The organism is Microbacterium sp. gxy059, from assembly GCF_050958665.1.
Taxonomy (GTDB): Bacteria; Actinomycetota; Actinomycetes; order Actinomycetales; family Microbacteriaceae; genus Microbacterium.
Window position 1 is genome coordinate 24714 of sequence record NZ_JAMXWT010000014.1, and the last position, 25296, is coordinate 50009.

General features: G+C 71.6%; 25 protein-coding genes. 4 read left to right on the plus strand and 21 right to left on the minus strand.

Features of this window, described 5'->3' with window-relative positions:
• Positions 1-734 precede the first annotated feature (734 nt).
• From NHL53_RS09450 to rpsF, 11 genes are all read right to left on the minus strand, one after another.
• The gene (locus tag NHL53_RS09450; RefSeq protein ID WP_433776613.1) at positions 735-1706 is read right to left on the minus strand and encodes a CPBP family intramembrane glutamic endopeptidase; all 972 of its coding nucleotides are present in this window, start codon (positions 1704-1706) and stop codon (positions 735-737) included.
• A gap of 109 nt (positions 1707-1815) precedes the next feature.
• Positions 1816-5190, minus strand: coding sequence for an AAA family ATPase (locus NHL53_RS09455; RefSeq protein WP_433776614.1), 3375 nt, complete (start codon positions 5188-5190; stop codon positions 1816-1818).
• On the minus strand, positions 5187-5375 hold the full coding sequence (locus tag NHL53_RS09460; RefSeq protein ID WP_433776615.1) for a hypothetical protein: 189 nt from the start codon (positions 5373-5375) through the stop codon (positions 5187-5189). Before NHL53_RS09460 ends, NHL53_RS09455 begins: the two co-directional genes overlap by 4 nt.
• 1 nt (position 5376) lies before the next feature.
• Positions 5377-5832 (minus strand): nucleotide exchange factor GrpE, encoded by a 456-nt coding sequence (gene grpE, locus NHL53_RS09465; RefSeq protein ID WP_433776616.1) that lies wholly within the window; start codon positions 5830-5832, stop codon positions 5377-5379.
• Entirely contained in the window at positions 5829-7268 is a 1440-nt protein-coding gene (locus NHL53_RS09470) for a tetratricopeptide repeat protein (protein WP_433776617.1), read from the minus strand. The genes grpE and NHL53_RS09470 overlap by 4 nt, the downstream gene beginning before the upstream one ends.
• A 26-nt stretch (positions 7269-7294) precedes the next feature.
• Entirely contained in the window at positions 7295-8938 is a 1644-nt protein-coding gene (locus NHL53_RS09475; RefSeq protein ID WP_433776618.1) for an Hsp70 family protein, read from the minus strand.
• A 190-nt stretch (positions 8939-9128) separates the two neighbouring features.
• Positions 9129-10508 (minus strand): replicative DNA helicase, encoded by a 1380-nt coding sequence (gene dnaB / locus NHL53_RS09480; RefSeq protein WP_433776619.1) that lies wholly within the window; start codon positions 10506-10508, stop codon positions 9129-9131.
• 432 nt (positions 10509-10940) lie between these two features.
• A complete protein-coding gene (gene rplI / locus NHL53_RS09485; protein WP_433776620.1) occupies positions 10941-11396 on the minus strand; it encodes a 50S ribosomal protein L9 in 456 nt (151 codons plus the stop codon).
• Positions 11397-11405: 9 nt separating this feature from the next.
• Positions 11406-11660: a 30S ribosomal protein S18 gene (rpsR, locus tag NHL53_RS09490; RefSeq protein ID WP_433776621.1), complete on the minus strand. Its 255-nt coding sequence runs from the start codon at positions 11658-11660 to the stop codon at positions 11406-11408.
• Between the two features lie 27 nt (positions 11661-11687).
• Positions 11688-12239: a single-stranded DNA-binding protein gene (locus tag NHL53_RS09495; protein ID WP_433776622.1), complete on the minus strand. Its 552-nt coding sequence runs from the start codon at positions 12237-12239 to the stop codon at positions 11688-11690.
• 9 nt (positions 12240-12248) lie between these two features.
• Complete coding sequence (rpsF, locus tag NHL53_RS09500) at positions 12249-12590, minus strand: 30S ribosomal protein S6 (protein ID WP_433776663.1); 342 nt, start codon at positions 12588-12590, stop codon at positions 12249-12251.
• Between the two features lie 281 nt (positions 12591-12871).
• Between rpsF and NHL53_RS09505 the strand changes: the two genes are divergently transcribed.
• The gene (locus NHL53_RS09505) at positions 12872-13225 is read left to right on the plus strand and encodes a hypothetical protein (RefSeq protein ID WP_433776623.1); all 354 of its coding nucleotides are present in this window, start codon (positions 12872-12874) and stop codon (positions 13223-13225) included.
• Between the two features lie 22 nt (positions 13226-13247).
• On the opposite strand, the gene NHL53_RS09510 is transcribed toward NHL53_RS09505, so the two are convergent.
• Entirely contained in the window at positions 13248-13637 is a 390-nt protein-coding gene (locus tag NHL53_RS09510) for a hypothetical protein (RefSeq protein ID WP_433776624.1), read from the minus strand.
• Between the two features lie 301 nt (positions 13638-13938).
• Here NHL53_RS09510 and NHL53_RS09515 point away from each other — a divergent pair, with 301 nt between their 5' ends.
• Entirely contained in the window at positions 13939-15072 is a 1134-nt protein-coding gene (locus tag NHL53_RS09515; RefSeq protein WP_433776625.1) for a hypothetical protein, read from the plus strand.
• Between the two features lie 12 nt (positions 15073-15084).
• On the opposite strand, the gene NHL53_RS09520 is transcribed toward NHL53_RS09515, so the two are convergent.
• The 6 genes from NHL53_RS09520 to NHL53_RS09545 all read right to left on the minus strand — a co-directional run bounded on the left by NHL53_RS09520 (position 15085) and on the right by NHL53_RS09545 (position 21277).
• Positions 15085-15855, minus strand: a complete 771-nt coding sequence (locus tag NHL53_RS09520) for a tyrosine-protein phosphatase (RefSeq protein WP_433776626.1) — start codon at positions 15853-15855, stop codon at positions 15085-15087.
• Between the two features lie 225 nt (positions 15856-16080).
• Entirely contained in the window at positions 16081-16917 is an 837-nt protein-coding gene (locus NHL53_RS09525) for an ABC transporter ATP-binding protein (protein WP_433776627.1), read from the minus strand.
• Complete coding sequence (locus tag NHL53_RS09530; protein ID WP_433776628.1) at positions 16910-17701, minus strand: ABC transporter ATP-binding protein; 792 nt, start codon at positions 17699-17701, stop codon at positions 16910-16912. Before NHL53_RS09530 ends, NHL53_RS09525 begins: the two co-directional genes overlap by 8 nt.
• Complete coding sequence (locus NHL53_RS09535) at positions 17701-18624, minus strand: ABC transporter permease (protein ID WP_433776629.1); 924 nt, start codon at positions 18622-18624, stop codon at positions 17701-17703. Before NHL53_RS09535 ends, NHL53_RS09530 begins: the two co-directional genes overlap by 1 nt.
• Positions 18621-19673 carry an ABC transporter permease gene (locus tag NHL53_RS09540; RefSeq protein ID WP_433776630.1) on the minus strand — a complete coding sequence of 351 codons (1053 nt, stop codon included), beginning with the start codon at positions 19671-19673 and terminating at the stop codon, positions 18621-18623. The genes NHL53_RS09535 and NHL53_RS09540 overlap by 4 nt, the downstream gene beginning before the upstream one ends.
• Before the next feature lie 5 nt (positions 19674-19678).
• Positions 19679-21277, minus strand: a complete 1599-nt coding sequence (locus NHL53_RS09545; protein ID WP_433776631.1) for an ABC transporter substrate-binding protein — start codon at positions 21275-21277, stop codon at positions 19679-19681.
• Positions 21278-21420: 143 nt separating this feature from the next.
• On the opposite strand from NHL53_RS09545, the gene NHL53_RS09550 reads away from it, so the two are divergent.
• Positions 21421-22011 carry an Lrp/AsnC family transcriptional regulator gene (locus tag NHL53_RS09550; protein ID WP_433776632.1) on the plus strand — a complete coding sequence of 197 codons (591 nt, stop codon included), beginning with the start codon at positions 21421-21423 and terminating at the stop codon, positions 22009-22011.
• A 220-nt stretch (positions 22012-22231) separates the two neighbouring features.
• Here the strand turns inward: NHL53_RS09550 and NHL53_RS09555 are convergent, their stop codons facing one another.
• From NHL53_RS09555 to NHL53_RS09565, 3 genes are all read right to left on the minus strand, one after another.
• Positions 22232-22585: a hypothetical protein gene (locus tag NHL53_RS09555; RefSeq protein WP_433776633.1), complete on the minus strand. Its 354-nt coding sequence runs from the start codon at positions 22583-22585 to the stop codon at positions 22232-22234.
• Between the two features lie 189 nt (positions 22586-22774).
• Positions 22775-23764, minus strand: coding sequence for a hypothetical protein (locus NHL53_RS09560; RefSeq protein WP_433776634.1), 990 nt, complete (start codon positions 23762-23764; stop codon positions 22775-22777).
• A 28-nt stretch (positions 23765-23792) separates the two neighbouring features.
• Entirely contained in the window at positions 23793-23999 is a 207-nt protein-coding gene (locus NHL53_RS09565) for a hypothetical protein (protein ID WP_433776635.1), read from the minus strand.
• A 315-nt stretch (positions 24000-24314) separates the two neighbouring features.
• On the opposite strand from NHL53_RS09565, the gene NHL53_RS09570 reads away from it, so the two are divergent.
• Positions 24315-25184, plus strand: a complete 870-nt coding sequence (locus NHL53_RS09570; RefSeq protein ID WP_433776636.1) for a LysR family transcriptional regulator — start codon at positions 24315-24317, stop codon at positions 25182-25184.
• Positions 25185-25296 lie beyond the last annotated feature (112 nt).

Genomic DNA, 25296 nt, shown 5'->3' on the forward strand with positions numbered 1-25296 from the left:
TCACGGAAACGCGCCCCGCGGAACCCCGGATACATGCGCCTCGCCGCCCCGAAGGATCCACACCCCACGCCCCGAGGCGCAGATACGCACGCGAGGCCACCCCGGACGTGTGCGAATCGCCGACGCGGACGATCCGCCCGCCGCCCGAGTCGCAGAATCGCACCCCGCGGAACCCCGGGCCATGCGTTTCACCACCCCAACGCCCCCCGAGGCGCAGATACGCGCCTGGAACCGCGGGCGGGACGTGCGATTCGCTGCCCCGAGAGATCCGCCCCACCGTCCAAGTCTCAGAAACGCACGCGAGGCCACCCCGGACGTGTGCGATTCGCCGACGCGGACGATCCGCCCGCCGCCCGAGTCGCAGAATCGCACCCCGCGGAACCCCGGGCCATGCGTTTCACCACCCCAACGCCCCGAGGGGCAGAAACGCACGCGAAACCGCCCCAGACACGTGCGATTCCCCGACCCGAAGGATCCGCCCGCCGCCCGAGTCGCAGAAACGCACGCGAAACCGACCCGGACGCGTGCGAATCACCGACCCGAGAATCCCGTGCCCCATCCACGTCGCGAAAACGCACCTCGCGAACAGCTCGACGCGTGCGTTTCGCCGACCCGAAGGATCCCCTCCACGCCCGAGTCGCAGAAACGCACGCCGCGCAACCCCGGAAACATGCGTTTCCCCGCTCCGAAGGATCCGCCGCCCCGCACGAGTCCGGGGCCGCGCGGATCCCGCCTCACCGCTCCGGCGGATACGAGAACCCCGCGGGCGGCGGGGTCATGACGTCGACCTTCGGGGTCCAGTCCGGCGCCGGGCGGAAGGAGCGCGTGACGAGCAGCACCGCGATCACGACGGCGAACACGATCCACCCGGCGACGCCGAGGCCCGTGCCGAGGGCGACGTCGGTCTCGGGATCCGTCCAGATGAGGGTCAGCGGCAGCGTCGCGTTGAGCGCGCCGTGACCGACCGCGGCGGGCCAGACGCTGCGGGTGACGTACCGGGTCCACTGGAGCAGCACGCCGACGAAGAACGTGAAGCCGCACATGAGCGCCAGCCCCCACCCGTCGGTGCGCTGGAAGTTGTAGCCGAGCAGGATGATCGGCGCGTGCCACAGCCCCCACACGATGCCGATGATGACCGCCGACGGCCAGAAGCCGAGGGGCGACAGCGCCGTGGTCAGATACCCGCGCCACCCGAGCTCCTCGCCGAACGCGGCGACGGTCGCCTGCAGGATGATGAGCGGCAGCAGGAGGAACTGCATCGCGATCCAGGCGTCGAGATTCATCGCCGGAGGCAGCGCGGCGGCGACGGGGGCGAGATCCGCGACCGATGTCCAGCCGAGCGCCACCGCGAGGAAGAACGACGCGAATCCCGTCGCGAGGAAGCCGACCGGCAGCAGAGCGAACATCCACAGCTTGCGGGCGATGGGCCGGAAGGGCAGCAGCCCGAGATAGCGCGCCCGGGCTCCCTTCGGCACGCTCGCGAAGACGACGACGAGCGCCGCGACCGTCGGCGTGTACATGAGGCCCGCCGCGTAGAGCTGGAAGGCCGGATCCCGCAGGCCGTCGCCCATCCACAGCGGCAGGCAGACGATCCAGCCGAGCACCGCGGCGATGGCCAGATACGCGATCACGCCGCCCCACGGCACGCGCGCGGGCGGCAGTCCGGGGCGGACGTCGTGCGGGGAGAAGAGGCTGGTGGCGTTCATGCTCCCCATCGTGCGCGGCCGCGGGTCGCGGCGCCTCCGCCCTCGGGCGGATCTTCGCGCTCCGCCGCGCGGCGGAGGGACGCCCCCCCGTCGGCGCGCCGCCCCCGCGTCAGCCGGCGAGCACCTTCGCGCACCCCTCCGCGATGTCCTGCGACAGGAGGGTCACCATCTCCTCGGGCGCGTCGTAGCCGTCGGCGCTCAGGCGCAGATCTCGGGTCTTGCAGGCCTCGTCGACGAGGATGCGCATCGCGCGGGCGTTGCCCCAGTCCTGGTGGTCGAACCGCCCCGCCTCGTCGGCCGCCGCGAGACGCGAGGCCAGCTCGTCGCGCGCGCCCGCGCCGAGCGTCTGACCGGCCTTGGCCGCCATGCTCTCGGCGATCCGGGTCAGCTCGTCCGCCGAATACGGCGCGAACTCGATCCGCGTCGTGAACCGCGACTTCAGCCCCACGTTGAAGTCCACGAACCGCTGCATGTCCCCGGGATACCCCGCCGCGATCGCCAGGAACTTCCCCCGATCGTTCTCGAGCCGCGGCACCAGCGTGTCGATCGCCTCCCGGCCGAAGCTGTTGCGATCCTCCCCCACCGGAACCAGCGAGTACGCCTCGTCGATGAACAGCACCCCGCCCATCGCCTCATCGATCTTCGCCGTCGTCTTCGGCGGCGTCTGACCGACGTACCCCGCCACCAGGTCCTGCTGCCCCACCTCCACGAGGTTGCCCTTCGGCAGCAGGCCGAGCGCACGATAGAGGCGCGCGAACAGACGGGCCACCGTGGTCTTCCCGGTTCCCGGCGGGCCCACGAACAGCAGATGCTCGATCGGCACGGGCCCGTCGACGAGACCCGCCTCCTTCCGCTCGGCAGCCAGGCTCGTCTGCGCGACGATCGCCCGCACCTGCCGCTTGAGCTGCGCCTGACCGACGATGTCGTCCAGCTCGGCGAGCACATCGTCCGTGCTCTCCCCGATCGAGCGCAGCGCGAGCCCCTCGCCCTCGCAGGCCTCGACCATGTCGGCCTCGAGGATCGTGACGAGCGCATCGGGATCGTCGTCGAGGTCGCCGGCGCTCACCCTCAGGTCGCGCGCCTGCACCGCGCGCTCGACGACGCCTCGCACCGCGCGGGCGTTGCCCCAGTCCTTCGCCGCGAACCCGCCGGCGCGCTCGGCCGCGTGCAGGCGCTCGGCGAGTGCGTCCCTCGCACCCTCCGTGAGCGTCTCGCCGGCCTTCGCCGCCATGCTCTCGGCGATGCGGATCAGCTCGTCCGCCGAATACGGCTCGAACTCGATCCGCGTCGTGAACCGCGACTTCAGCCCCACGTTGGAGTCGACGAACCGCTGCATGTCATCGGGATAGCCCGCCGCGATCGCGAGGAACTTCCCCCGATCGTTCTCGAGCCGCGGCACCAGCGTGTTGATCGCCTCCCGGCCGAAGCTGTTGCGATCCTCCCCCACGGGGACGAGCGAGTACGCCTCGTCGATGAACAGCACGCCGCCCATCGCCTCGTCGATCTTCGCCGTCGTCTTCGGGGCCGTCTGACCGACGTACCCCTCCACCAGATCCTGCTCCCCGACCTCCACGATCTCGCTGTTCGGGAGCAGTCCGAGCGCGCAGTAGAGGCGCGCGATGAGCCGCGCGATCGTCGTCTTCCCCGTTCCCGGCGGGCCGACGAACAGCAGGTGCTCGATCGCCGATCCCGTCACGGCGATGCCGCGGGCCTGCTTCGCCTGCTGCACGCGCGCCTGCGCGACGATCGCCCGCACCTGCCGCTTGAGCTGCGGCTGCCCGATCTGGGCGTCGAGCTCGGCGAGCACCGCTTCCGGCGTCTCGCTCGCCTCCGCGACGCGACCGAGCTTGAAGACGTCGCAGGCGGCGGAGACGTCCTCCGCCGTGAGGTTCACGAGCGAGTCGAGGTCGTGCGCGCCCGCGAGGCTGATCCGGGTGTCGCGCTGGATGGCCGCCTCGTCGACGACGTTGCGGATGCTGCGGGCGTTGCCCCAGTCGGCGCGATCGAAGCCGCCGCGGCGATGCTCGTCGGCGAGCCGACGGGCGAGCTCCTGCTCGGCGTCGGCGGCGAGCACGTTATCCATGCCGCGCGCCATGCTGCGGGCGATCTCGACGAGCTCGTCCGGCGCGTACGGCGCGAAGTCGATCGTGCGGGGGAACCTCGAGCGCAAGCCGGGGTTGGCCTTCATGAAGTCGTTCATCTGGTCGGTGTATCCGGCCAGGATGCAGACGAACCCGTCGCGGCGGTCCTCCGCCTCCTTCAGCAGCACCTCGATGGCCTTCTTGCCGAAGTCGTTGTCGCCGCCGCCGGCCAGCGCGTAGGCCTCGTCGACGAACAGCACCCCGCCCATCGCCTCGTCGATCGCGGCGAGGGTCTTCTCCTCCGTGCCGCCGATGTTCTGCGACACGAGCCGCGCCCGATCGGCCTCGACGACCTCCTCGCGCTCCAGCACGCCGAGGGCGTGGAACAGCTTCGCGATGAGGCGCGCGACCGTCGTCTTCCCCGTGCCGGGAGGGCCCGCGAACACGAGGTGGGCGCCGACCTGGCTCGCCTTCAGTCCCTGCTCCTCGCGCCGGCGGTTCATCTCGACCTGGTTCATCAGGCCGCGCACCTGCTGCTTCAGCTTCGGCTGGCCGATGATGGCGTCGAGCTCGGCCAGCACGTCCTCGACGGGGCTCGCGGGCGTCGGCGTCTCCCAGGCGGCGTCGGCGGGAGCCTCCTCCTCGACCACCGCGATCGGATCCGCGTCCGCCCCCGTGCGGAGGAAGCAGTCCAGCGTTCCGTACGTCACCGGATCCCGCCGGCTCGCGCCGTAGACCTTCACGAGCCCCGCATCGGGCAGCGACTCGATCACCGCCTGCGGCAGCTTGACGGTGGTGACCGCGTCGACCGCGTCCGCCAGCCGACGGCCGTTCACCGCGATCCGCTGCGGCGGGAGCGACACGCCGGCCGCGATCGGGTCGCCCTGCTCGCCGACGCGGACGGACCCGTCGTCGATCACGAGCACGACGGTCTCGCCGTCGGGCACCGCGCCCAGCCTTGGAAGGATCTCCTTGCCGCGCACGCTGACGGCGCCGGCGGAGGCCACGTCACCCGCGAACGCGGCGTACGCGTCGACGAGCGGCTGCGACGGCCACAGCGGCTGCACGAGCATCCGCTCGTCGTCGGGCCGCCGGGCGATCAGCTCGGAGCCCCCGCGCACCGACAGCTCGATCACGTCGCGGCGCTCGAAGCCGGCCTTCAGCGCCTGCACCCACCCGACCGGAGGGGCGAGCATCCGCTGCGCGTCCGGGTCGGCGCCCTCCAGCGCCAGCGACGTGATCGCGAGGCGGGCGCCGTCGACGCACCAGAGGGTGAGGGATCCGCCCGAGAAGAACAGGAGGGTGCCGCTGAGCGCCGACGCCTCGTTCGCCTGGCGCGCGGACGAGGTCTTCCCGAGCGCGGCGATGAGATCGCCCGCGGCGAGGGTTCCGAGAACGGTCATGACGAGAAGGGCGCTCCACTTCCGATCCACAGCAGAACACCGGCCGCGACGAGGCACAGCGCGCCGCTCGCGAGGTTCCGCGGCTTCTTCTTGTACTGCCGCTTCGAGAGGAGGATGCCTCGCGACATCAGGATGAATCCCACGAGCGCGAAGAGCGCCGCGAGGATCTGCGTCAGCTCGGCCACGTCACGCCGTCCCCTCCTCGTGCGCCCGCACGACGACCTGCGCCGGGCGCAGCAGGCGGGCCCCCAGCGTATAGCCGGGCCGGCGCACCCGCACGATCTGTCCGGGCTCGGCCCCGGCGTCGACGACCTCGACCACCTCGTGCACGTCGGGATCGCAGGCGCCCGCATCGGCGACCGGCTCGAGCCCCCGTCGGGCGAGGATCTCGATGAGCTCGTCGGCGACCGACGCCGACAGCGCCGCGCTCGCCTCCTCGCCGCGCAGGCGGTCGACGGCCAGCAGGATCTCGCGGAAGAGCCCCGCGAACGCCTCGCCCGTGTCGAGCTCGCGGCGCGCGGCCAGATCGCGCTGCACCTGATCGATCAGCTGATTCTTCGCCCGGTCGTCGAGGAGCCGCCGCTGGAACAGGCTGCGCAGCTCCGCGACCTCGCGGGCGAGATCCGCCTCGGCGCCCGTCATCTCTGCAGTCCGCTCGCGCGCTGCTCCGGAGTGGCGGTCTTCCGATCCAGCTTGTACTGCCGCGGGAACGACATCACGACGAACCACCAGCCGAGCAGGCCCCCGACGGCGGCGGTGAGGATGCCCTGGGGCATCGTGTTGAGGCCCGTGAGGAAGAGCACCAGCGCGAGGATCGCCACGACGATCTTCCCGAAGTTCAGGGAGACCCTCACCTTCTCCTTCTTCGCGAGGAACTCCCGCTTCGTCGCCAGCTGACGCTGCACGTCCTGGTCGGCGACGCCGAGGGCGGCGACCTGGTCGATCGCGCTGCGGTAGCAAGCAGCCTGCGCCTTGTTGAGGATCGTGTGGCTGTCGGCCGAGGTCGCGGGCATCTTGGCCTCGGCGTCGCCGAAGACGCTCCACGCCACCTGCGCCCTCACGTCCTGGTCGTCCGGGTAGCGCGCGAGCAGCGCCCGCGACTCGGCGAGCGCCTCGTCCCACCGTCCCCGCTCCCGCAGGGAGATGATCGCGTACCGCATCAGGCGCTGCGCCTTCGCGCTGTTCGGGAACGCCTCAAGCAGCTGCCGCGCGCTGACCAGCGCCGCGTCGACGTCGCCCTGCTGCTCGATGTCCTGGATCGCGAGGACCGCCTCGAGGATGTGCTGCTCGCTCGCCTCGATCCCGATCAGCCTCTGCGACACCTCGAGAGCCCTCCGCGGATCGCCCGCATCCCGCAGCCTCTCGCCAGCGGCCCGCATCACCTTCACGGGATACTCCTCGTCGGGGAACCGCGCCAGGAGCGCCTCCGCCTCGGCGAACCCCTCCGCGGCGCGGCCCTGGTCGACGAGCGCCCACGCGGCCCGGCCGGCGTAGTAGACGCGGTCGGGGGCGATCTCCGCCGCGCGCCGGAACGCCGCCTCCACCTCGGCATAGCGCTCCATGGCCTCGAGCACGTCGCCGCGCAGCTCGTGGCTCCCCTCGTCCCGCGGGGCGCGGCGCACGAGCTCGGCCGACGCGAAGTCCGCCTCGCGGTAGCGCTTCAGCTCGATGGCCGACCGGCCGTAGACGAGCCACGCGAAGGTGTCGCCGGGCTCGAGGTCGGTGCCCTTCTTCGCCGCGATGAAGGCGTTGTTCATGTCGCCCTCGCGGTAGTACTCGGCCGCGCGCTCGCCCCAGGCCTCCGAGGACGCGACGGGCGCGGCCGGAGCGGACGGCGCCGCCTGCTGGGCGGCGAGCGTCGCGTCGTACGTCTGACGGGCCGCGTCGTCGAGCAGGGCGTTCTCGGCCGCCTCGAGCTCGGCCATCCGGCGCTCGGCGAGCTGGGCGCGCTCGCGATCCGGCGATCCGGTCAGCTGGCGCCAGCGCTTGCGCGCCGTGCGGATCGCCTTCTCGATCGCGGGGGCGTCGGCGCCCCGCTCGATGTCGAAGATCTCGTAGTAGTCGGTGAGGTCGGACAAGGGAGGAACCTCCTGCGTGAGGGTGGTCAGCGGTCCGAGGGCCGCGGGGCGGGCGCCGAGGTCTGCGCCGGCGCGGTGCTCTGGGAGGCGGCGGTCGGCAGAGTCGGCAGACCGGACGGCTTCGTCGGCACGCTCGGCGCGGCCGGGGCGCTCTCGGCGGGCGCCGCGGCCTCGTCGGCGCCCATCGCGCCGACCTTCGCCGCGGCCGCCTCGACGGCCTCCTCGGTGAGGTTCGCGACGCGGTCGATCTCGAAGACGCCGACGAGCAGGTCTTCGGGCAGACGGAACACCTCGACGGTCACCGTCTGGTCGATGTCGTAGTGGTACACGACACGGAAGTCGGTTCCCGTGGGCCACTCCTCCTCGAGCGGGAAGACGCCGTGCCCGATCTCGGTCGTGAAATCGATGTCGGGATCGTCGCCCTGCGTCACCCAGACGTGCAGCTCGGTGCGCGGCGACAGCGTCGTCAGAATCTGCTCGCCCGTGGCGGGGACCTTGGTGTTCCTCTCGATGACCACCCAGTTCCGATCCACGCCGTCGTCGTCCTGGGCGACGGTGCCGAGCGCCTGCGAGGTGACGTCCTCGATGACGACATCGCTCAGGTCGCCCTCGCCGCCCGTCTCGATGCCCGCCTGGATCGCCGCGCCCAGCGCGACCGCCTCGTCCGGGTTCACGCCCTCGACCGGGTTCGCCCCCGACAGGCGCGCGAGGAGAGCCGACACCGCGGGCATCCTGGTCGATCCGCCGACGAGCAGCACGCTGTCGATGTCGTCCCAGTCGAGGCCCGACTCGTCGAGAGTGTCCTCGACGAGCTCCTGCGTGCGCCGCAGCAGGCTCTTCGTCGCGGCCTCGAAGCCCTCGCGGGTCACGTCGACGCTGAAGTGCCCGATGTCGAGCGACAGCTGGATGCTCGTGGTCTCGACGGCGCTCAGCGCGCGCTTGGCCTGCTCGGTCTTCTCCCGCAGCAAGGCGACGGCGTCGACGTCGTCCCAGAAGTCGGTGACGCCGTGCGTCGCCTCCAGCTCGTCGACGACGAGCTTCATCAGCGCGTTGTCCCAGTCGAGGCCGCCGAGGTTGCGGTCGCCGTCGGTCGCGAGCACCTCGAACCGGCTGTCCTCGATGCCGAGGATCGTCACGTCGAAGGTGCCGCCGCCCAGGTCGTAGACGAGCACGATCCCGTCGTCGTCGGAGGACAGTCCGTACGAGAGCGCGGCCGCCGTCGGCTCGTTCAGCACCCGCAGCACGTTCAGCCCGGCGATCTCGCCTGCCTGCCGAGTGGCGGTGCGGCGCGAGTCGTCGAAGTAGGCGGGCACCGTGATGACGACGTCGTCGATCGTCTCACCCAGCTCGGCCTCCGCGGCGCGCACGAGCGCGCGCAGGATGATCGCGGAGACCTCCTCGGGTCGATAGGACTCGTCGTTCGACGAGTCGAACCGCCAGCTCGGGTCGCCCATGTAGCGCTTGACGTGCTGCACGACGTCGTCGGGGCGCAGGCCCGCCTGGCGCTTGGCGGCCCCGCCGACGACCGGCTCGTCCTTGCCCTTGGCGTTCTTGAAGAGCACGACCGATGGCGTGATGGCTGAGCCCTCGCCGTTGTTCACGACCCTCGGAACGCCGGTCGCCTCCACGACCGCCACCGCCGAGTAGGTGGTTCCCAGATCGATTCCCACGGCGCGCCCCATACGGCCCCTCCCCCATCACGCTGGCCGCCCCCCTTCCCGGGGACGCCCTTCTTTCCTGGGGGGATCCTATCGACAACCTGGGAAACCCGAGAATGCGGCGGGAGCGTGCATCGCACCCGCGGGGCCGAAGCGTTCGGAGGGCCGGCCCTCGGAACGCGCCCGCGTCAGAGGGCGCGCGCTACTCCGCCCCGAAGCTCGACTCCATCTGCACCATGTCGTGGAAGCGGCTGTAGTGACCCTGGAACGCCACCGCGATGTCGGCCGTGGGTCCGTTGCGGTGCTTGGCGACGATGAGGTCGGCCTCGCCCGGCCGGGTGGCGCGGTCGTACACCTCGTCGCGGTGCAGGAGGATGACCATGTCGGCATCCTGCTCGATCGATCCCGACTCGCGCAGGTCGCTGACCATCGGCCGCTTGTCCTGTCGCTGCTCGGGGCCTCGGTTCAGCTGCGACAGCGCGATGACCGGCACCTGCAGCTCCTTCGCCATGAGCTTCAGGGCGCGCGAGAACTCCGAGACCTCCTGCTGACGCGACTCGACGCGCTTGCCCGACGTCATGAGCTGCAGGTAGTCGATGATGATCATCTTCAGGCCCACGCGCTGCTTGAGTCGACGGCACTTCGCGCGGATCTCGACGAGCGTCATGTTGGGGCTGTCGTCGACGTAGAGGGGGGCGTCGTTGATGCGGCCGCGGGTCTTCGCGAGCGTCGTCCAGTCGCGCGAGTCGAGGTCGCCCTTGCGCAGGTGCTGCAGGGGGATCTGCCCCTCGGCGCTGAGGAGGCGCATCGCGATCTCGGTCTTGCCCATCTCGAGGGAGAAGAAGATCGCGGGAGCATCGTGCTTGATCGCCGCCGAGCGCGCGAAGTCGAGCGCGAGCGTCGACTTTCCCATCGCGGGACGGGCCGCCACGACGATCATCTGGCCGCCGTGCAGGCCGTTGGTGAGCTTGTCGAGCTCGGTGAACCCCGTGGGGACGCCCGTCATCTCGCCGTCGCGCCCCTTGGCCATCTCGATCTCCTCGACGGCCGCCGACACGGCGACCTCGAGGGGCACGTAGTCCTCCGACTGCTCCTGGCCCGTGACCCCGTAGATCTCGGCCTGCGCCTGGTTGACGAGCTCGACCGCCTCGCCCTCGCCGTTGTACCCCATCTGGGCGATGCGGGTGCCGGCGTCGACCAGGCGGCGCAGCAGCGCGCGCTCCTGCACGATGCCCGCGTAGTACCCCGCGTTGGCGGCCGTCGGCACGATCGACGTGAGCGAGTGCAGGTAGTCGACGCCTCCCGCGCGCTGCAGGTCGCCCGTCTTCATCAGCTCGTCGGTGACGGTGATGACGTCGGTGGGCTCGCCGTGCGAGTAGAGGGAGAGGATCGAGTCGAAGATGAGCTCGTGCTTCGGCACGTAGAAGTCGGCGCCGCGCAGCGTCTCGACGACGTCGGCGACGGCGTCCTTCGACAGCAGCATGCCGCCCAGGGTCGACTGCTCGGCCAGGAGATCGTGGGGCGGCGTGCGCTCCGGCTCGCGCGGCTCTCCCAGACGCTCGGCGACATCGGCGATCGACACGTGCTCTCCTCTCACGAACGGCGATCCGCGCGGGTGGATGCGCGGCGGGCGGACCCGCGGGAACCGCGGGGTCGGGGTGCTGCGGCCATCATCCGAGGGGCCTCCGACATCCGACAGGAGCCCTCGCGCGCGGGCGCCGACCCAGCCTAGCTCTCGGCGGATCCCACCCTGTGGATAACTCTGTGGAGAGCCCTGCGGAAAACGCCGCATGTCCTGTGCACAGAGCCTGTGGAGAACTTTCCCCAACGAGAATATCGGGGCACCTCGATTCCGCCCTCATCAGGGGAAATGCCTCTTCCACACCCTGTGGAGGAAAACTCGTGTGAACCCCGGGTCGAAGGTTCTCGTCATCCTCAGCACATGTGGACGAAGACGTCAGAAACGGCGCCGCCCCCGAGAGGGGACGGCGCCGTTTCCAGACGCGCTGCGTCGTTACTTCTTGAGCGCGACGACCTGCAGCGAGATCACGGCCGAGACGTCATCGTGCAGGCGCACGACGACCTCGTGGTTGCCCACCGACTTGATCGGCGACGGGATCGTGACCTTGCGCTTGTCGATCTGGCCGAGACCGGCCTCGGCGACGGCGGTCGCGACGTCGCCCGGCTTGACCGAGCCGAAGAGGCGACCCTCCGAGCCGGCCTTGACGGCGATCTTCACGCGCGCGTCCTCGAGCGTGGCCTTGAGGGCCTCCGCCTCTTCGTGCGTCGCGATGGCGCGCGCCTCGCGGGCGGCGCGGATGGACGCCACCTGCTTCTCGCCGCCGCGGGTCCAGGCCACTGCGTAGCCCTGGGGGATGAGGTAGTTGCGGGCGTACCCGTTCTTGACCTCGATCACGTCGCCGGCGCTGCCCAGGCCGTCGACCTCATGAGTGAGAATGAGCTTCGACATGGGTTCTCCTTAGCGGCCAGCGCCCGAGTAGGGCAGGAGAGCCATCTCACGCGCGTTCTTGATCGCGCGGGCGATGAGGCGCTGCTCCTGAACAGAGACACCGGTGATACGACGGGCGCGGATCTTGCCGCGCTCCGAGATGAACTTGCGAAGGGTCGCGACATCCTTGTAGTCGATGACGCCGACCCGGATGTGCTTCGCGGGGGCGGCGTTCTTGCCGCCCTTGCGCGTCTTGCGGCGGTCGCCGCTCGACTTTCCAGGCATGAATCGGTCCTTACGAAGAAAAAGAACTTAGAACGGGGTGTCGTCCGAGAACGACCCCGGGGTGCTCCACGCATCGGCGCCGGTCGACCCGGGCGCGGCCCAGGGCTCCTCCGACGACTGCTGCGGGCGCTGCTGCTGTCCCCCGCCGAACCCGCCGGCCTGCGGAGCGACCTGAGCGGGGCCGCTGTTGCCGCCCCCGCCGAAGTTTCCACTGGAGGCGGCGCGGGTGACCTGAGCCGTGGCGTAGCGCAGCGACGGGCCGATCTCCTGGACATCCAGTTCGATCGACGTGCGACGCTCGCCCTCGCGCGTCTCGTAGTTGCGCTGACGGAGGTTGCCCTGCGCGATCACGCGCATGCCCTTCGTCAGCGAACCGGCGACGTGCTCGGCGAAGTCGCGCCAGACGCTGGCGCGGAGGAACAGAGCGTCGCCGTCCTTCCATTCGCCGGACGCACGATCGAACGTGCGCGGCGTGGAGGCGATCGTGAAGTTCGCGACCGGAACGCCGGACTGCGTGTAGCGCAGCTCGGGATCCGCGGTCAGGTTGCCCACGACGGTGATGACGGTCTCGCCTGCCATGCTCTCGCCTTAGGCCTTCGCCGCAGTCTTGCGCGCGGCGCGCTCCTCGGCCCGCTTGGCCTCGGAAGCGACCATCGCGATGGCCTCCTCGGCGCGCAGGACCTTGGTGCGCATGATGTTCTCGGCCAGGTTCAGCTGACGATCCATCTCCTGGGTCGCCTCGCTGGTGGCGGTGAAGTTCACGACGGCGTAGATGCCCTCGGTCTTCTTCTGGATCTCGTAGGCGAACTTGCGCTTGCCCCAGATGTCCACGTTCTCGATCGTTCCCTCGGAGTCGGTGATGACCTTGAGGAACCTGTCGAGGTACGCGGGAACCTGGCGCTCGTCGACCTCGGGCTGGATGATCACCATCAGCTCGTACTGGTGCGTGTGCGTCACTGTCCCACCTCCTTCGGACTCGAACGGGTGCCGGGTATCTCCCGGCACCAGGAGGGTGTGCTGCACGTCACCCGCGACCACCGAGAACCGGGAGCCGACAGGCAACCGGTAAAGACTACCTGATGCTTCCTGAGCGGACCACCCCGCGACGTGGCCCGTCACAATGTTTCGCCGCGTGTCGCCGACGGTTCCCTCGAGCGGATCCCCGTTCTAGCGTGGCCGTCAACCGATTCCCGAGCAGAAGGAGAACCGCCGTGTTCACCCCGCACCCCGCCACCCCGGCCGCCCCGGCGCGGAAGAGCGCGGTGTGCATGTGCATGCACGGCGAGCAGTGCTCCTCCTCGGCCCCCGGCCACGCGCTGCACCTCATCCAGGCGCGCCTCGCCGCGGCCACGCCCCGCGAGTGGATCGACGGCATCGTCGAGGCGGCGGACGCCGAGGACGGCACGATCCTCGTGCGCTCTCTCGACGGATCCGCCGCGCTCGTGTGGAGCGCGACGGATCTCGCGAGCACGACGGTCGAGGGATCGCCGGTGGCGCTGCACGCGCGCTGGAACGTGCTCGCCGTCGACGGCGCGCGCGTCAACGTGGCGCGGCTGTCGGCCTGATCCCTCGGGGAGGACGGACGCGTCAGGCGTTCGCCATCATCATGTTCTTCGCCTCCATGCAGGCGTCCATGCACGCCTTGCAGGCCTGAGCGCACATCTCGCAGACGTCGTCGCCGGAAGCCATGCAGGCGTCCATGCACATCTGGCACATCGCCATGCAGGCGTCGAGCATCGACATCATCGCGGCGGGCGACATGCCCTGCATGCGCATCATCGCGCGCATCATCGTGTTGCACATGTCGGCGCAGTTCATGCAGGCGGCCGCGCAGTCCATGCCCTGGCCCGCGCACACCGTGCACGCCTGCTCGCAGGCGGCGCACGCGTCCATGCAGGCCTGCATGACGTCCATGTCCATCTTGGCGTCCTGCATCATCATGCTCTGGGGCATTCGTCCCATCATCATCGCGTCCATGGTGCTCTCCTCACGTCGTCGCGGGCCCCGACGGCCCGCCCTGTCGCCAGGATAGGGGGGCCACCGACACGCGTCGAGGGTCCCCGGACGATCCGCGCGCCCCAGGTGCCGTCGGGCTCTCCCGGCTCGCGAGCATCCGGGAACGGGCCGGGGAGCAGTCAGCGAGGCCGGCTCGGGGCGCGAGCAGCGGGTTCCGGGCCAGGGCGCAGGCAGCGGGGCGCGAGCAGCGGGTTCCGGGCCAGGGCGCAGGCAGCGGAGCGCGCGAGCGCCGGGCTCCGCACCGACTCGATACCGTCGGAGGATGAGCAGTCCCCTTCCCGCGCCGATGCCCTTCGACGCGCGTGCGCTCACCGAGCCCGTGGATCCGCGAGAAGCCGCGCTCACCCGACGCCAGCTGAAGGAGGCCGCCCCCGGCGGATCCGGCATCGGCGCGACGGCGGTGATCCTCGGCATCGGCATCTCCCTCGCCGTCGTGAACCTCCTCTTCTCGCTCCTCGGCGTCGCCCTGGCGCTCCTCGGCCCGTACGGCCGAATCGCGCCGGGCGCGCTGATCCCCGCCGTCTTCCCCCTGCTCGTCGCGGCGGGCATCATCGTCGGCGTCGTCCTGTGGCGCCGGCGCACGCGCGACAGGCAGCATCGCCTCGTCCGCTTCGCCGCCTCCAACGGGATGACCTACCTGCCGCGCATCGACGCGCCTGCCCTGCCCGGCATGATCTTCGGGATCGGCAGAGACCGCCGCGCCGACGACGCCGTACGCGGCACGAACCCCCGCTTCGTCGAGTTCGCGAACTACCGCTACACGACGGGCGGCGGCAAGAACAGGACCACCCACCGCTGGGGCTACGTCGCGATCCGGCTCGACGCGCCGCTGCCGCACATCGTGCTCGACGCGCTCGGCAACAACAGCGTCTTCGGCTCGAACCTGCCCGTGGGCTTCGACCGCAGCCAGCGGCTGTCGCTGGAGGGCGACTTCGACCAGTCGTTCGCTCTCTACTGCCCCGCGGGCTACGAGGCCGACGCCCTCTATCTGTTCACGCCCGACATCATGGCGCGCTTCCTCGACCACGCCGGCGAGCTCGACGTCGAGATCGTCGACGACTGGCTCCTGCTCTACGCGCGCCGCGACCTCTCCACGATCGACCCGGCGACCTGGGCCTGGCTGTTCTCCGTCGTGGCCGCCCTGCTGGACAAGCTCGCCCAGTGGGGGCGCTGGCGCGACGCGCGGCTCGCCGGATCCCCCGCGCCGCACGGCGCGCAGGAGCACGGCCTCCCGTTCACCGACCCGGGTTCCGCACCCCCGCCGCCCGGCGTGGCCGCACCCGGACGCCGCCTGCGACGACGCTTCTCCTGGTTCGTCCTCGTCGTCGCCCTCGCCATCGGGGCGGGGTTCGTCGTGGCGTACATCGGGACGGTCATCGCGTCCTTCTCGCCGTGACGGGGCGCCCTCTCAGGCGAGGGTGCGCTCGCGGAGGCGCGTGACGAGGCCGTCGGTGAGGCCCGCGTCGCGCAGCGGCTGCAGCGGATCCGCGTACGTCGCATCGAGATGCGCGAGGAGCGACCGCATCGGCAGCCCGGAGAACTCGGTGCGCGTGGCGGCGCGCGCCGACGCGTCGAGGTCCACGCCGAGGCGGGCCATGAGGGGGCCGAGCACCTGGTGCGTGCGGGCGCGGATCGCGTCCTGGTTCTCGCCCGTCCTCTCATAGTCGGCGACGATCGCCTCGTGGTCCGCGCCGAGGGCGAGCAGCAGCGCCGCCGCGAGCACGCCCGTGCGGTCCTGACCGGCCGAGCAGTGGAAGGCGACCGCGCCGGGGGCGAGCGCGATGACGCCCAGCGCCTGCACGAGGCGGTCGGCCGAGCGCTCCATCATCTGCACGTAGAGCGCGCCGTAGGTGGCCTGATCCGTCAGCACGGTCTCGCCGTCGGCGGGCACGTCGTCGAGGCGGGCGAGCAGCGGCAGGTGGTGGTAGCCGACGGTCGTGGATCCCAGCGGGCCGCGGCCCGTGACGGCCGCCTCGTCGGGCGAGCGCAGGTCGATGACCGCCGCGAGCCCCGCGTCGCGCAGGCTCCGCGCCGAGTCCTCGTCGGCGAGCGCGAGGTCGTCTGCGCGGATCGCGACGCCGGGGCGCACGGAGGCGTCGCGCACGGGGACCCCTCCCAGGTCGCGCAGGTTCACAGGCGCCGACAGGGTCAGCGCGGGCAGGTCGTCGATGAGCGTCATGGGGTCCTCTCTCGCGGTCGACTCATGAGAACCCACGGAGGTGAACCGCGGGTGACGCGGCGGGGCGGGGTGCTCGCGTCACCCGGCGGCTCCCGGCTCCCAGCTCGCGAGCGGCGCAGGAATTCGCGAGCGGCGCAGAAATCGGGTCGAATATCTGCGCCGCTCGCGGACATCTGCGCCGCTCGCGAGCCTCGCCCGGCGCGCCAGCCTCGACCCGTGCCGTCCTCACCCGGCGGGCGGGACCTCCGACCAGGCGGCGCGGTCGGCCGCCGACGGGGCCGCCGGGATCCGGCCGCGGCCGTCCGGCTCGGGGATCGCGGCGAGCAGCGCCTGCGTGTAGGGGTGGCGCGGCGCCTCCCACACCCGATCGGTCGGCCCCTGCTCCATGACGCGCCCTCCGTACATCACGAGGGTGCGATCGGCGATGCGGCGGACCACGGCGAGGTCGTGCGAGATGAAGAGCATCCCCGCGCCGACCTCCGCGATGAGGTCGCGCATGAGGCCCGCGACGCTCGTCTGCGTCGACGCGTCGAGCGCCGAGATCGGCTCGTCGGCCACGAGCAGACGGGGCCGGGCCGCGAGCGCCCGCGCGATCGCGATGCGCTGCTTCTGGCCTCCCGAGAACTGGTGCGGGAAACGCCCCGTCCAGGCGGGGTCGAGCCCCACCCGCTCGAGCCACTCCTCCGGCCGGGAGCCCTCCGCTCCGCGGGCGCGGGCCGTGCGGGCCCCGTCCGCGATCTGGTCGCCGATGCGGCGCCGCGGATTGAGCGACGTGGCCGGATCCTGGAACACCATCTGGATCCCCGTCAGCGCGAGCGGACGACGGCGCACGCCGAGCGGCCGCACGGGCTCGCCGTCGAAGAGCACCTCGCCCTCCGCGGCCTTCTCGATGCCCGCCACGGCGCGCGCGACGCTCGACTTGCCCGATCCCGACTCGCCCACCAGCGCCACGGTCTCGCCGGCGCGGATCTCGAGCGACACGTCGGTCACGGCCTGCACCGGAGGGTGGCCGGGATAGCGCACAACGAGGCCCCGCGCCTCGAGAACGGTCCGCTCAGTCATCGTCGCCCTCCTCGATGCGCGACCCGGGCAGCGCCGCGAGCAGCTGCCGCGTGTACTCGTGCTGCGGATCCGCGAACAGCGTCGCGCGGTCCGCGCGCTCGACGATCCGCCCGCCGCGCATGACGGCGACGTCGTCGGCGATGGCGCTCATCACGCCGAGGTCGTGCGTGACGAGCAGCACGGCGAGATCGCGCTCGAGGGCGAGGTCGCGCAGGAGCTGCAGGATGCCGGCCTGCACCGTCACGTCGAGGGCCGTCGTCGGCTCGTCCGCGAGCAGCACCTCCGGCTCGCACGCGAGCGCGCAGGCGATCGCGATGCGCTGCCGCTGGCCGCCCGAGAACTGGTGCGGGAACCGATCCAGCGCCTCGTCCGGGTTCGGCACCTGCACCCGCTCGAGGAGCGCGCCGGCATGCGCGCGGGCGTCGCGCTTCGACAGCCCCATGTGGGTGCGCACGTGGTCGGTCAGCTGCCGTCCGACGGCGAGCTGCGGATGCAGAGACGACGACGGATCCTGGAACACCATCGCGATGCGGCGGCCGCGCACGCGGTTCAGCTCGCGGCGCCGGAGACCGAGCAGCTCCTGCTCGCCGAGGCGGATCGATCCGCCCGTCGTCGCCTGCCGCGGGAGGAGGCCCAGGATCGCGAGCGACGTGAGCGTCTTGCCGGATCCCGACTCGCCCGCGAGGCCCTGCACGCGCCCCGCGTGGAGGTCGAGCGAGATGCCGTCGACGAGCCGGCGGCCGATGTCGATCGTGAGGTCGTCGATCGTGAGCGCGGCGCTCATCACGCGGCTCCCTTCTCGCGGGCGGCCGTGCCCTCGTGCACGACCTCCGCGGTCGGGTCGAGCACGTCGCGCAGCGCGTCGCCGAGGAAGTTGAACGCCATGACGACCGTGAGGATCGCGAGGCCGGGGAACACGCCCAGCCACCACGCGTCGAAGTTCGACATCGCGGCCGAGATCATGGATCCCCACTCCGCCGTGGGCGGCTGCGCGCCGAGCCCGAGGAACGACAGTCCCGACAGCAGGAGGATCGCCGTGCCGATGTCGAGGGTCGCGAGCACGAGCATCGGGCCGAGGATGTTGGGGAGGATGTCGACGGCGAGGCTGCGCAGCGGCGAGTAGCCGAGCAGCCGCCCCGAGACGACGTAGTTCTGACCGCGCAGGCCGAGCACGAGGCTGCGCGTGACGCGGGCGTACTGCGGCCAGGAGACGACGATCGCCGCGATGACGGCGTTGTAGAGCGACGGGCCGAGCGAGGCGGCGACGACCATCGCGAGGATCACCGTCGGGAAGGCCATCACGAGGTCGGTGATGCGCATGAGCGTCTCGTCGACCCAGCGCCCGAAGTATCCGGCGACGGCGCCGACGATCGTGCCGATCACCATGGACGCCGCGACGAGCAGCAGGGCGAGGGGGATCGTCACGGTCGCGCCGGTCATGAGCCGCGAGAAGATGTCGCGGCCGCCGCCGTCGGTGCCGAGCAGCGCCTCGCCGCCCGGCGCCTGCAGGCGCGGCAGCACCTGCGCGTTGGGGGCGAACGGCACCCACCACTGCGCGGTGAAGGCGACGATCACCCAGGCGAGGGCGATGACCGTGCCGATGACGCCGAGCGGGCTGCGCCAGGCCCGCGGCAGGCGGATCCGGTGGCGCAGGCGGGCGGCGACGCGCTCGTCGCCGAGCGGGGCGGGGGTCTGTGTCGCGCTCATGCGAGCCTCACCCTCGGGTCGAGGACGCCGTACAGCATGTCGACGACGAAGTTGATGACGAGGTAGATGACGCCGACGACGAGGCCGACGCCCATGATGCCCTTGAGGTCGAGGTTGGCGGCCGAGTTGTAGGCGTAGGTGCCGAGGCCCGGCCAGGCGAAGACCGACTCGACGAGCACCGTGCCGGAGAGCAGGGATCCGAACGCGACGCCGACGACCGTGAGGATCGGCAGCGACGCGCCCCGCAGCACGTAGTCGATGACGACGCGCGCGCCGCTCAGGCCCTTGGCGCGGGCCGCGCGGACGTAGTCGCTCGCGAGCACCTCGAGCACGGAGGTGCGGATGAAGCGCGTGAGCAGGCCGACCGTCACGAGCGAGAGCACGAGCACGGGCAGCGCGAGGTGCGCGAGCGCGTCGAACAGGCCGACGCTGTCGCCGTTCAGGATGTAGTCGATCGTGTAGAAGCCCGTGACGTTCGGCGGGGGCGTGATCGAGGGCGAGATCCGACCGGATCCCGGGGCGATGCCCAGCTGCAGGAAGAAGAAGTTGAAGCTGACGAGCGCGAGCCAGAACGTCGGCACGCTGAGCCCGACGAGGGTGATGACGCGCACGACCTGGTCGGCGACGAGCCCGCGACGGTACGCGGCGAGCGTGCCGAGCACGATGCTGACGGCGAGGCTCACGATGATCGCGCCGACGGCGATCTCGATCGTCGCGGGCACGGCTGTCGCCAGGTCGGCGCTCACGGCCCTGCCCGTCACGATCGAGCGCCCGAGGTCGCCCTGCAGCAGGTTCGCCATGTAGACGACGTACTGCACGACGAGGGGCTTGTCGAGCCCGTGCGCCTCGATGAACGCCTGCCGCGTGGCGGGGTTCTGGGAGGCGCCCTCGCCGAGCGCCGCGGAGACGGGGTCGCCCGGCACGAGGTTCGTGAGGAGGAACGTCACGATCGTGACGCCGAGGAGCAGCAGCACCGAGGTGCCGAGCCGGCGGAGGAGGTACCGGGCGAGCGGGGATCCCGCCCGCCCGGTGCGCGTCGTCGCAGCCACGTGCCTCAGCCCGCGGGTGTGATCTCGGCGATGTCCATCTCCCAGATCGCGTTGTACACGGCGCCCGTGACGTCGGACGAGGTCGCGATGTTGCGGCCGGGGACGATCATCGGCACGAACGGGCCCTGCTCCTGCATCGCCTCGGCGAAGGCCGTGAAGTCGGCCTCGCGCTCGTCGACGTCGGTGGCGTTGGTCGCTTGGGCGGCGAGGTCGGCGATCTCGCTGTTCTGGTCGGCCTCCCAGCCGGCGCGCAGACCCACCTTGAGGCCGGGGCCGAACGGCAGGAAGTTGGCGGAGTCGGCGTAGTCGGGGCCCCAGAACCACAGGCCGAACGCCTCGGTGCCGTTGACGTACGCGTCGAGCTCCGTCGCGAACGGCGCGGGGGCCAGCTCGACGTCGATGTCGATCTCGGCGAGCTGCTGCTGGATCCGCTCGGCGAGCGGCGTGAACTCGACGCCGCCGACGGGGTAGTCGTTGGGGAACTGCAGGCGCAGCGTCTCGCCGTCGTAGCCGGAGCGCTCGAGCGCCTCGCGGGCCCGGTCGAGGTCCTGGCTCACGCCCCCGTCGAGGGCTCCCTCGTATCCGGGAGGGATGACGCCCGTGGCCTGCACGGCGCCCTCGCCCGCGAGCTCGAGGAGCGCGTCGTAGTCGAGCGCGTAGCGCATCGCCTCGGCGAGGTCGACGTTCGCGAGGTCGCCCGCGACCTCCTCCGACTGGTTGAGCAGGAGGAAGATCGTCTGCCCCGACGGCACCGACTCGACCGTGAGCTCGTCGCTGAGGCCTGCGACCTGGTCGCCGTTGAGGTCCATGGCGACCATGGTGTCGCCGCCCTCGAGGTTGATGAGCTGGGTGGCGCTCTCGGAGACGTTGCGGATGACGACCCGCTCGAACGCCGGATCCTCGTCGCCCGTGTACTCGGGGTTCGCGGTGAGCACGACCTGCGAGCTGAGGTCGAGGGTGTCGAGCACGTACGGCCCGGAGCCGGCCGACTCGCCGTCGAGGAACTCCTGCGCACTGTCGGTGCCGTCGGTCGCGCCGCCGTTCTCGGACACGACGTCGGCGTTGACGATGCCGAGCGCGGCGTTGGCGAGGATCGCGGGCAGCTGCAGCAGCGGGGCCTCGCTCGTGAAGCGCACCGTGAGGTCGTCGACCTTCTCGACGGTCACGCCGTCGAGCAGGAAGGCGGGCTTGGCCTCGGGCATGCCCTGGATGCGCTCCATCGTGAACACGACGTCGTCGGCCGTGATCTCGCTGCCGTCGGAGAAGGTGCGTCCCTCGTCGAGGGTGAAGGTGAACTCGGTCGCCTCGTCGTTCTGCTCCCAGCTCGCGAGACCGGGGACGGGCGTCGACACGTCGGATCCCTCGAAGTCGACGAGCGTCTCGTAGAGCGCCTTCGCGACCATGTTGCCCGTCGGGTCGTACGAGTTGCCGGGGTCGGTGGTCTCGATCGAGAACGCAGCGTCGATGACGAGCGTTCCCGCGGATCCGCCGTCTCCGACCGAGGCGTTCGTGTTGTTCGCCGAGTTGCCGCCCGAGCAGCCCGCGAGGGCGAGGATCGAGACGGCGCCGAGGACCGCGGCGGTGCGGCGCAGACGAAGGGTCATGAGGGCTCCTGGGGGTGAAGGACCTGCAGCTGAACGAATACTGTGGACAGCCGCGATCAGAATGGCACGGTGTGCAACGATTTGTCCACCAAGATCGCCCGCACGAAACACACTCTTCATACGATCCGGAGCATGATTGCAGAATGTCCACTTCACGCGCTTCTGATTCGCCGCCCGCCGGACGAAATGCCGCCCTGGACGATGTTTCGTACCGGATCCTCGACCTCATGCGCGAGAACGGGCGGATCTCGATCGCCGCGCTGGCCGAGCGCGTCGGCATCTCGCGGTCGAGCGCCTACGCGCGGGTCGAGAGCCTCGTGGAGTCCGGCGTCATCACCGGCTTCTCCGCGCGGATCGACCCGTCGCGCGCGGGGCTGTCGGTGTGCGCGCTCGTGTTCGTCACGGTGCTGCCCCAGTCGTGGGCATCGTTCCGCGAGAAGATCACCGAGATGCCCGACATCGAGTACTGCGCGATCACCACGGGCGAGCACGACGCGATGATGCTCGTGCGGGCGACCGACGTCAGCGGGATCCACACCTTCACGACCGGCGTCATCGCGACGCTGCCCGAGGTGCGCACCGTGGTCAGCGTCGTCGTGCTCGACGAGGTCGTGCGCCGCCCCTACCTGCTGCCGCCCGACCTGCCCGAGCGCGAGAGCGCGGCCCAGCTGGGCATGACGCGCTGGACGCCCGCCGCCGAGGGCCGCGACGCGATGGCCGCCCGCGGGGAGTAGGCGCGGCGGGGCGGGGCGCAGCCCGCGAGCGCGCCCGCCGATGCCGATGCCGATGCTCGCGAGTGGCGCAGAAACTCGCGAGTGGCGCAGACATTCGGCCGGATTTCTGCGCCGCTCGCGAAAACCTGCGCCACTCGCGAGCCGGAGATGTCGGGGCCGGGCCGGCCGAGCCGGGTTGGCGAGGCCGGGCGGGGCTGGCCGGCCGAGCCGGGAGGGGCCGTCAGCCCTGCGGGTCCTCGACGCACACGCTCAGCTGCGGGGATCCGTGCATCTCGTAGTGCTCGATGAGGCGCAGCAGCCCGTCGCGCTCCTCGAGCTCGCTCTCGCCGGAGCCGGTGACGACCGCTCCGTCCCGCTTCAGCACATGCACGAAAGACACCCAGATGGTGCGCGGCTGGCGGGTGCCGACGAAGCGGCCGAAGGTGACGGTGTCGCCCTCGTAGTCGCCCCAGATCGCGCCGTCCTTCTCGAAGTAGCGGAAGACGGTGGGCGCGTCGGGGTCGACGTCGGACGTGGTGGACGACTCCATGCGGAAGACGCGGCCGTCGAGGGAGGGGATCGGGGAAGAGGTCACCCGGCGATTATGCCCGGCTCGAGAGAACGCGCATCGCGGAGGGCCGCCCGGACCGGCGGAGCCCCCGGCTCGCGCACGGCGGCTCCCGGCTCGCGAGGGGCGCAGGAACTCGCGAGTGGCGCAGAAATCGGGCCGAATATCTGCGCCACTCGCGGACATCTGCGCCACTCGCGAGCCCGCTTCTCCCCCTCAGCGCGGCGCGTTGATCCGGTCGCCGTCCCACGTGAGGTCGGCGTCGGGGGCGATCTCGTGCGCCTCGATGTCGGGGGCGTCGACGAGGGCGCGGATCAGGTCGGCGGATCCGCCCACGATCGTCGAATCGAGATCGATCTCGCTCGCGAGGATCCAGGCGCGGTCCTCCGGCCAGATGAGGCTCGGGCTCTCGGCCTGCTCAGCCCACCCCGGCCGCGCCCACGGCACCCGATCGGCCCAGGCGGGGTCGGTCCACTCCGCGGGAGCCGCGCGGAACAGCACGTGCCCGCGGCCGGGCAGCTCGAGGCGCGGGCCGCGCGAGACCTCGTCGGAGAGCACGCCTGGGTGCCACCGCTGACGGCGGAACGGCCGCCAGAAGGGATCGTGCAGGATCTTCCCCAGGAGCGACTCGTGGCGCGGATCCTGCGCGTAGCGGGCGGGCGAGCCCTCCGGTGCGAAGCCGAAGTGGGCATCGGACGGGTGCCCGGGCTTCCGGGCGCCGAGGAGGTCGCCCCAGCCCTCCCAGATCGCCGCGAACCCGGCGTCCGGCGTCTCCGTGTGCGCGATGAGACGGCGCGCGACCGCGGCGAGCGTCTCAGGTTCGAGACGCCCCTCCTCCGGTCCTCCGTACCGCCAGCCGTCCGCGTCGCGCAGGTCGTGCGCCTCGTCCGCGTGCGGCGCGCCGACGAGGCGGAACCACTGCGCCTCCGGATGCATCGTCGTGCCGAATCTCTCCGCCGCCGTCGCCCACGTCACCCGCTCGCTCTCGATCTCGGGCGCGGCCGCGAGGAACGTCTCCCAGGCCTCCGGATCCTCCTCCCGCGGCCACGCGACGCCCACCGGGCGCTCCCGGTAGACGGGGTGCAGCACGCGGGCGTACGCCGCGAATCCTGAGGGCACGATGCCGCCCGTGATGCCCGGATCCGCCGAATCGCCCATCCGCTCGCGGATCCAGTCGCCCGCCGACACGTCGCTCGTCCACTCCATGGGGATCACGGTAGGCGACGCGGGGTGTTCATCTCTCGCGGGGAGGATCTGCCCCTCCCCTGCGCGCGGCGCGGCGCACCAGCCACGCGGTGCCGCACGCGAGCGAGATCGCGAGCACGACGGATCCGCTGACCATCGCCTCCGGCGTGCTGCCACGCAGGAGCACCCACGCGGCGACGATCGCGAAGCCCGCGAAACCCGCGGCGAGAGCGGAGTCGATCCGTCCGGCGTCCATGTCGGTCCTCCGTCTCCGTCGGTTGGATGCGCGGCCAGGGTGTCAGGGGACGGGCAGGACCGGGAGGAGACGGCGTCGGGAGTTCCGCTCCCGCGCTGTGTCTCCCCGTCGCCTGATGCACGACAACGCCGATCTTCGGGGCGACGGGTCGGATCCGCGGCGTGTCGGGGCCGGGCGCCGAGATCTGGCGTCGTCGTGCACGGGGCCGATAGCGGACGGCGAATCCGCCCCGCATGTGTCGCCCCGTGTCGCCGGGTGTGACGGCGTGTGACCGCCGGCCGGGACGCGACACGCCCGGATTCCTATTCTCGGAGGATGACGGAGACGCTGGACATCATCCCGCTGCGCACCTTCGTGGCGATCGCCGACTGCGGGGGCTTCGGCCGCGCCGCCGCGGCGCTGCACATGAGCCAGCCCACCGTCAGCCAGCACGTGCGCCAGCTCGAGCGGCGCATCGACCAGCCCCTCGTGCGCCGCGAGGGCCGACGCGCGGCGCTCACCCCCGCGGGCGAGCGGCTCCTCGCCGAGGCCCGCCGGATCCTCGCCGTGCACGACGAGGCGCTGGCGCGGCTCGACGTGGCGCAGGACCGCTCCCTCGTCGTCGGATCCACCGAGACGGCCGCCGAGCAGGTGCTGCCCGGGCTGCTCACCACCATCCGCGACGCGTTCCCCGAGCATCGGGTGCTGTTCCGCATCGACCGCTCCACGCAGATGGTCGACGCCGTCGACAAGGGCACGATCGACCTGGCCGTCGTGCTCGACACCGGATCCACCGTGCCCGGGCTCGCGGTCGGGACCCTCCCGCTCACCTGGTTCGCGAGCCCGAGCTGGGAGCAGTCGGACGCCTCCGCCCCGCTCCCCCTCGTGGCCTACGCCGAGCCGTGCGGCATGCGGCAGCGAGCCCTGCAGCGCCTCGGCGCCGAGGGGCGAGACGTCGAGATCACGGCCGAGTCGGGCACGCTGGAGGGCGTGCTCGCGAGCGCCCGGGCCGGGCTCGGCGTCGCCGTGCTGCCCTCCGCCGGCCGCGCCCCCGAGGGGCTCGTCGAGCGCACCGACTTCCCCGCGCTCGGCAGCATCGCCGTGCGGCTCGTCGTGCGCCGCGGCGTCGACCCTCTCGCGGAGGAGACGGCGCTCGCCGCCCTCGACCGCTTCTTCGCCGCCCCGCACGCCCGCACCGCGGCGTGAGGGTCGGCTCCGGCGCCTTCGAGGCACCCGCACGCTGAGCCGCGTGGTGGGTCTCCCCCTCGCTGAGTGCACGACGACGCCATTATCGGGAGGGTCGGCCGGATCCGCGGCG

Bases quoted from the DNA above. Each gene is read 5' to 3' on its own strand.
- NHL53_RS09535 (WP_433776629.1), bottom strand. From the start codon at position 18,624: ATGAGCGCGACACAGACCCCCGCCCCGCTCGGCGACGAGCGCGTCGCC.
- NHL53_RS09495 (WP_433776622.1), bottom strand. From the start codon at position 12,239: ATGGCAGGCGAGACCGTCATCACCGTCGTGGGCAACCTGACCGCGGAT.
- NHL53_RS09450 (WP_433776613.1), bottom strand. From the start codon at position 1,706: ATGAACGCCACCAGCCTCTTCTCCCCGCACGACGTCCGCCCCGGACTG.
- NHL53_RS09560 (WP_433776634.1), bottom strand. From the start codon at position 23,764: ATGGAGTGGACGAGCGACGTGTCGGCGGGCGACTGGATCCGCGAGCGG.
- NHL53_RS09550 (WP_433776632.1), top strand. From the start codon at position 21,421: ATGTCCACTTCACGCGCTTCTGATTCGCCGCCCGCCGGACGAAATGCC.
- NHL53_RS09455 (WP_433776614.1), bottom strand. From the start codon at position 5,190: ATGACCGTTCTCGGAACCCTCGCCGCGGGCGATCTCATCGCCGCGCTC.
- NHL53_RS09565 (WP_433776635.1), bottom strand. From the start codon at position 23,999: ATGGACGCCGGACGGATCGACTCCGCTCTCGCCGCGGGTTTCGCGGGC.
- rpsR (WP_433776621.1), bottom strand. From the start codon at position 11,660: ATGCCTGGAAAGTCGAGCGGCGACCGCCGCAAGACGCGCAAGGGCGGC.
- NHL53_RS09525 (WP_433776627.1), bottom strand. From the start codon at position 16,917: ATGACTGAGCGGACCGTTCTCGAGGCGCGGGGCCTCGTTGTGCGCTAT.
- NHL53_RS09530 (WP_433776628.1), bottom strand. From the start codon at position 17,701: ATGAGCGCCGCGCTCACGATCGACGACCTCACGATCGACATCGGCCGC.
- NHL53_RS09545 (WP_433776631.1), bottom strand. From the start codon at position 21,277: ATGACCCTTCGTCTGCGCCGCACCGCCGCGGTCCTCGGCGCCGTCTCG.
- NHL53_RS09515 (WP_433776625.1), top strand. From the start codon at position 13,939: ATGAGCAGTCCCCTTCCCGCGCCGATGCCCTTCGACGCGCGTGCGCTC.
- grpE (WP_433776616.1), bottom strand. From the start codon at position 5,832: ATGACGGGCGCCGAGGCGGATCTCGCCCGCGAGGTCGCGGAGCTGCGC.
- rplI (WP_433776620.1), bottom strand. From the start codon at position 11,396: ATGTCGAAGCTCATTCTCACTCATGAGGTCGACGGCCTGGGCAGCGCC.
- NHL53_RS09520 (WP_433776626.1), bottom strand. From the start codon at position 15,855: ATGACGCTCATCGACGACCTGCCCGCGCTGACCCTGTCGGCGCCTGTG.
- rpsF (WP_433776663.1), bottom strand. From the start codon at position 12,590: ATGGTGATCATCCAGCCCGAGGTCGACGAGCGCCAGGTTCCCGCGTAC.
- NHL53_RS09570 (WP_433776636.1), top strand. From the start codon at position 24,315: ATGACGGAGACGCTGGACATCATCCCGCTGCGCACCTTCGTGGCGATC.
- NHL53_RS09510 (WP_433776624.1), bottom strand. From the start codon at position 13,637: ATGGACGCGATGATGATGGGACGAATGCCCCAGAGCATGATGATGCAG.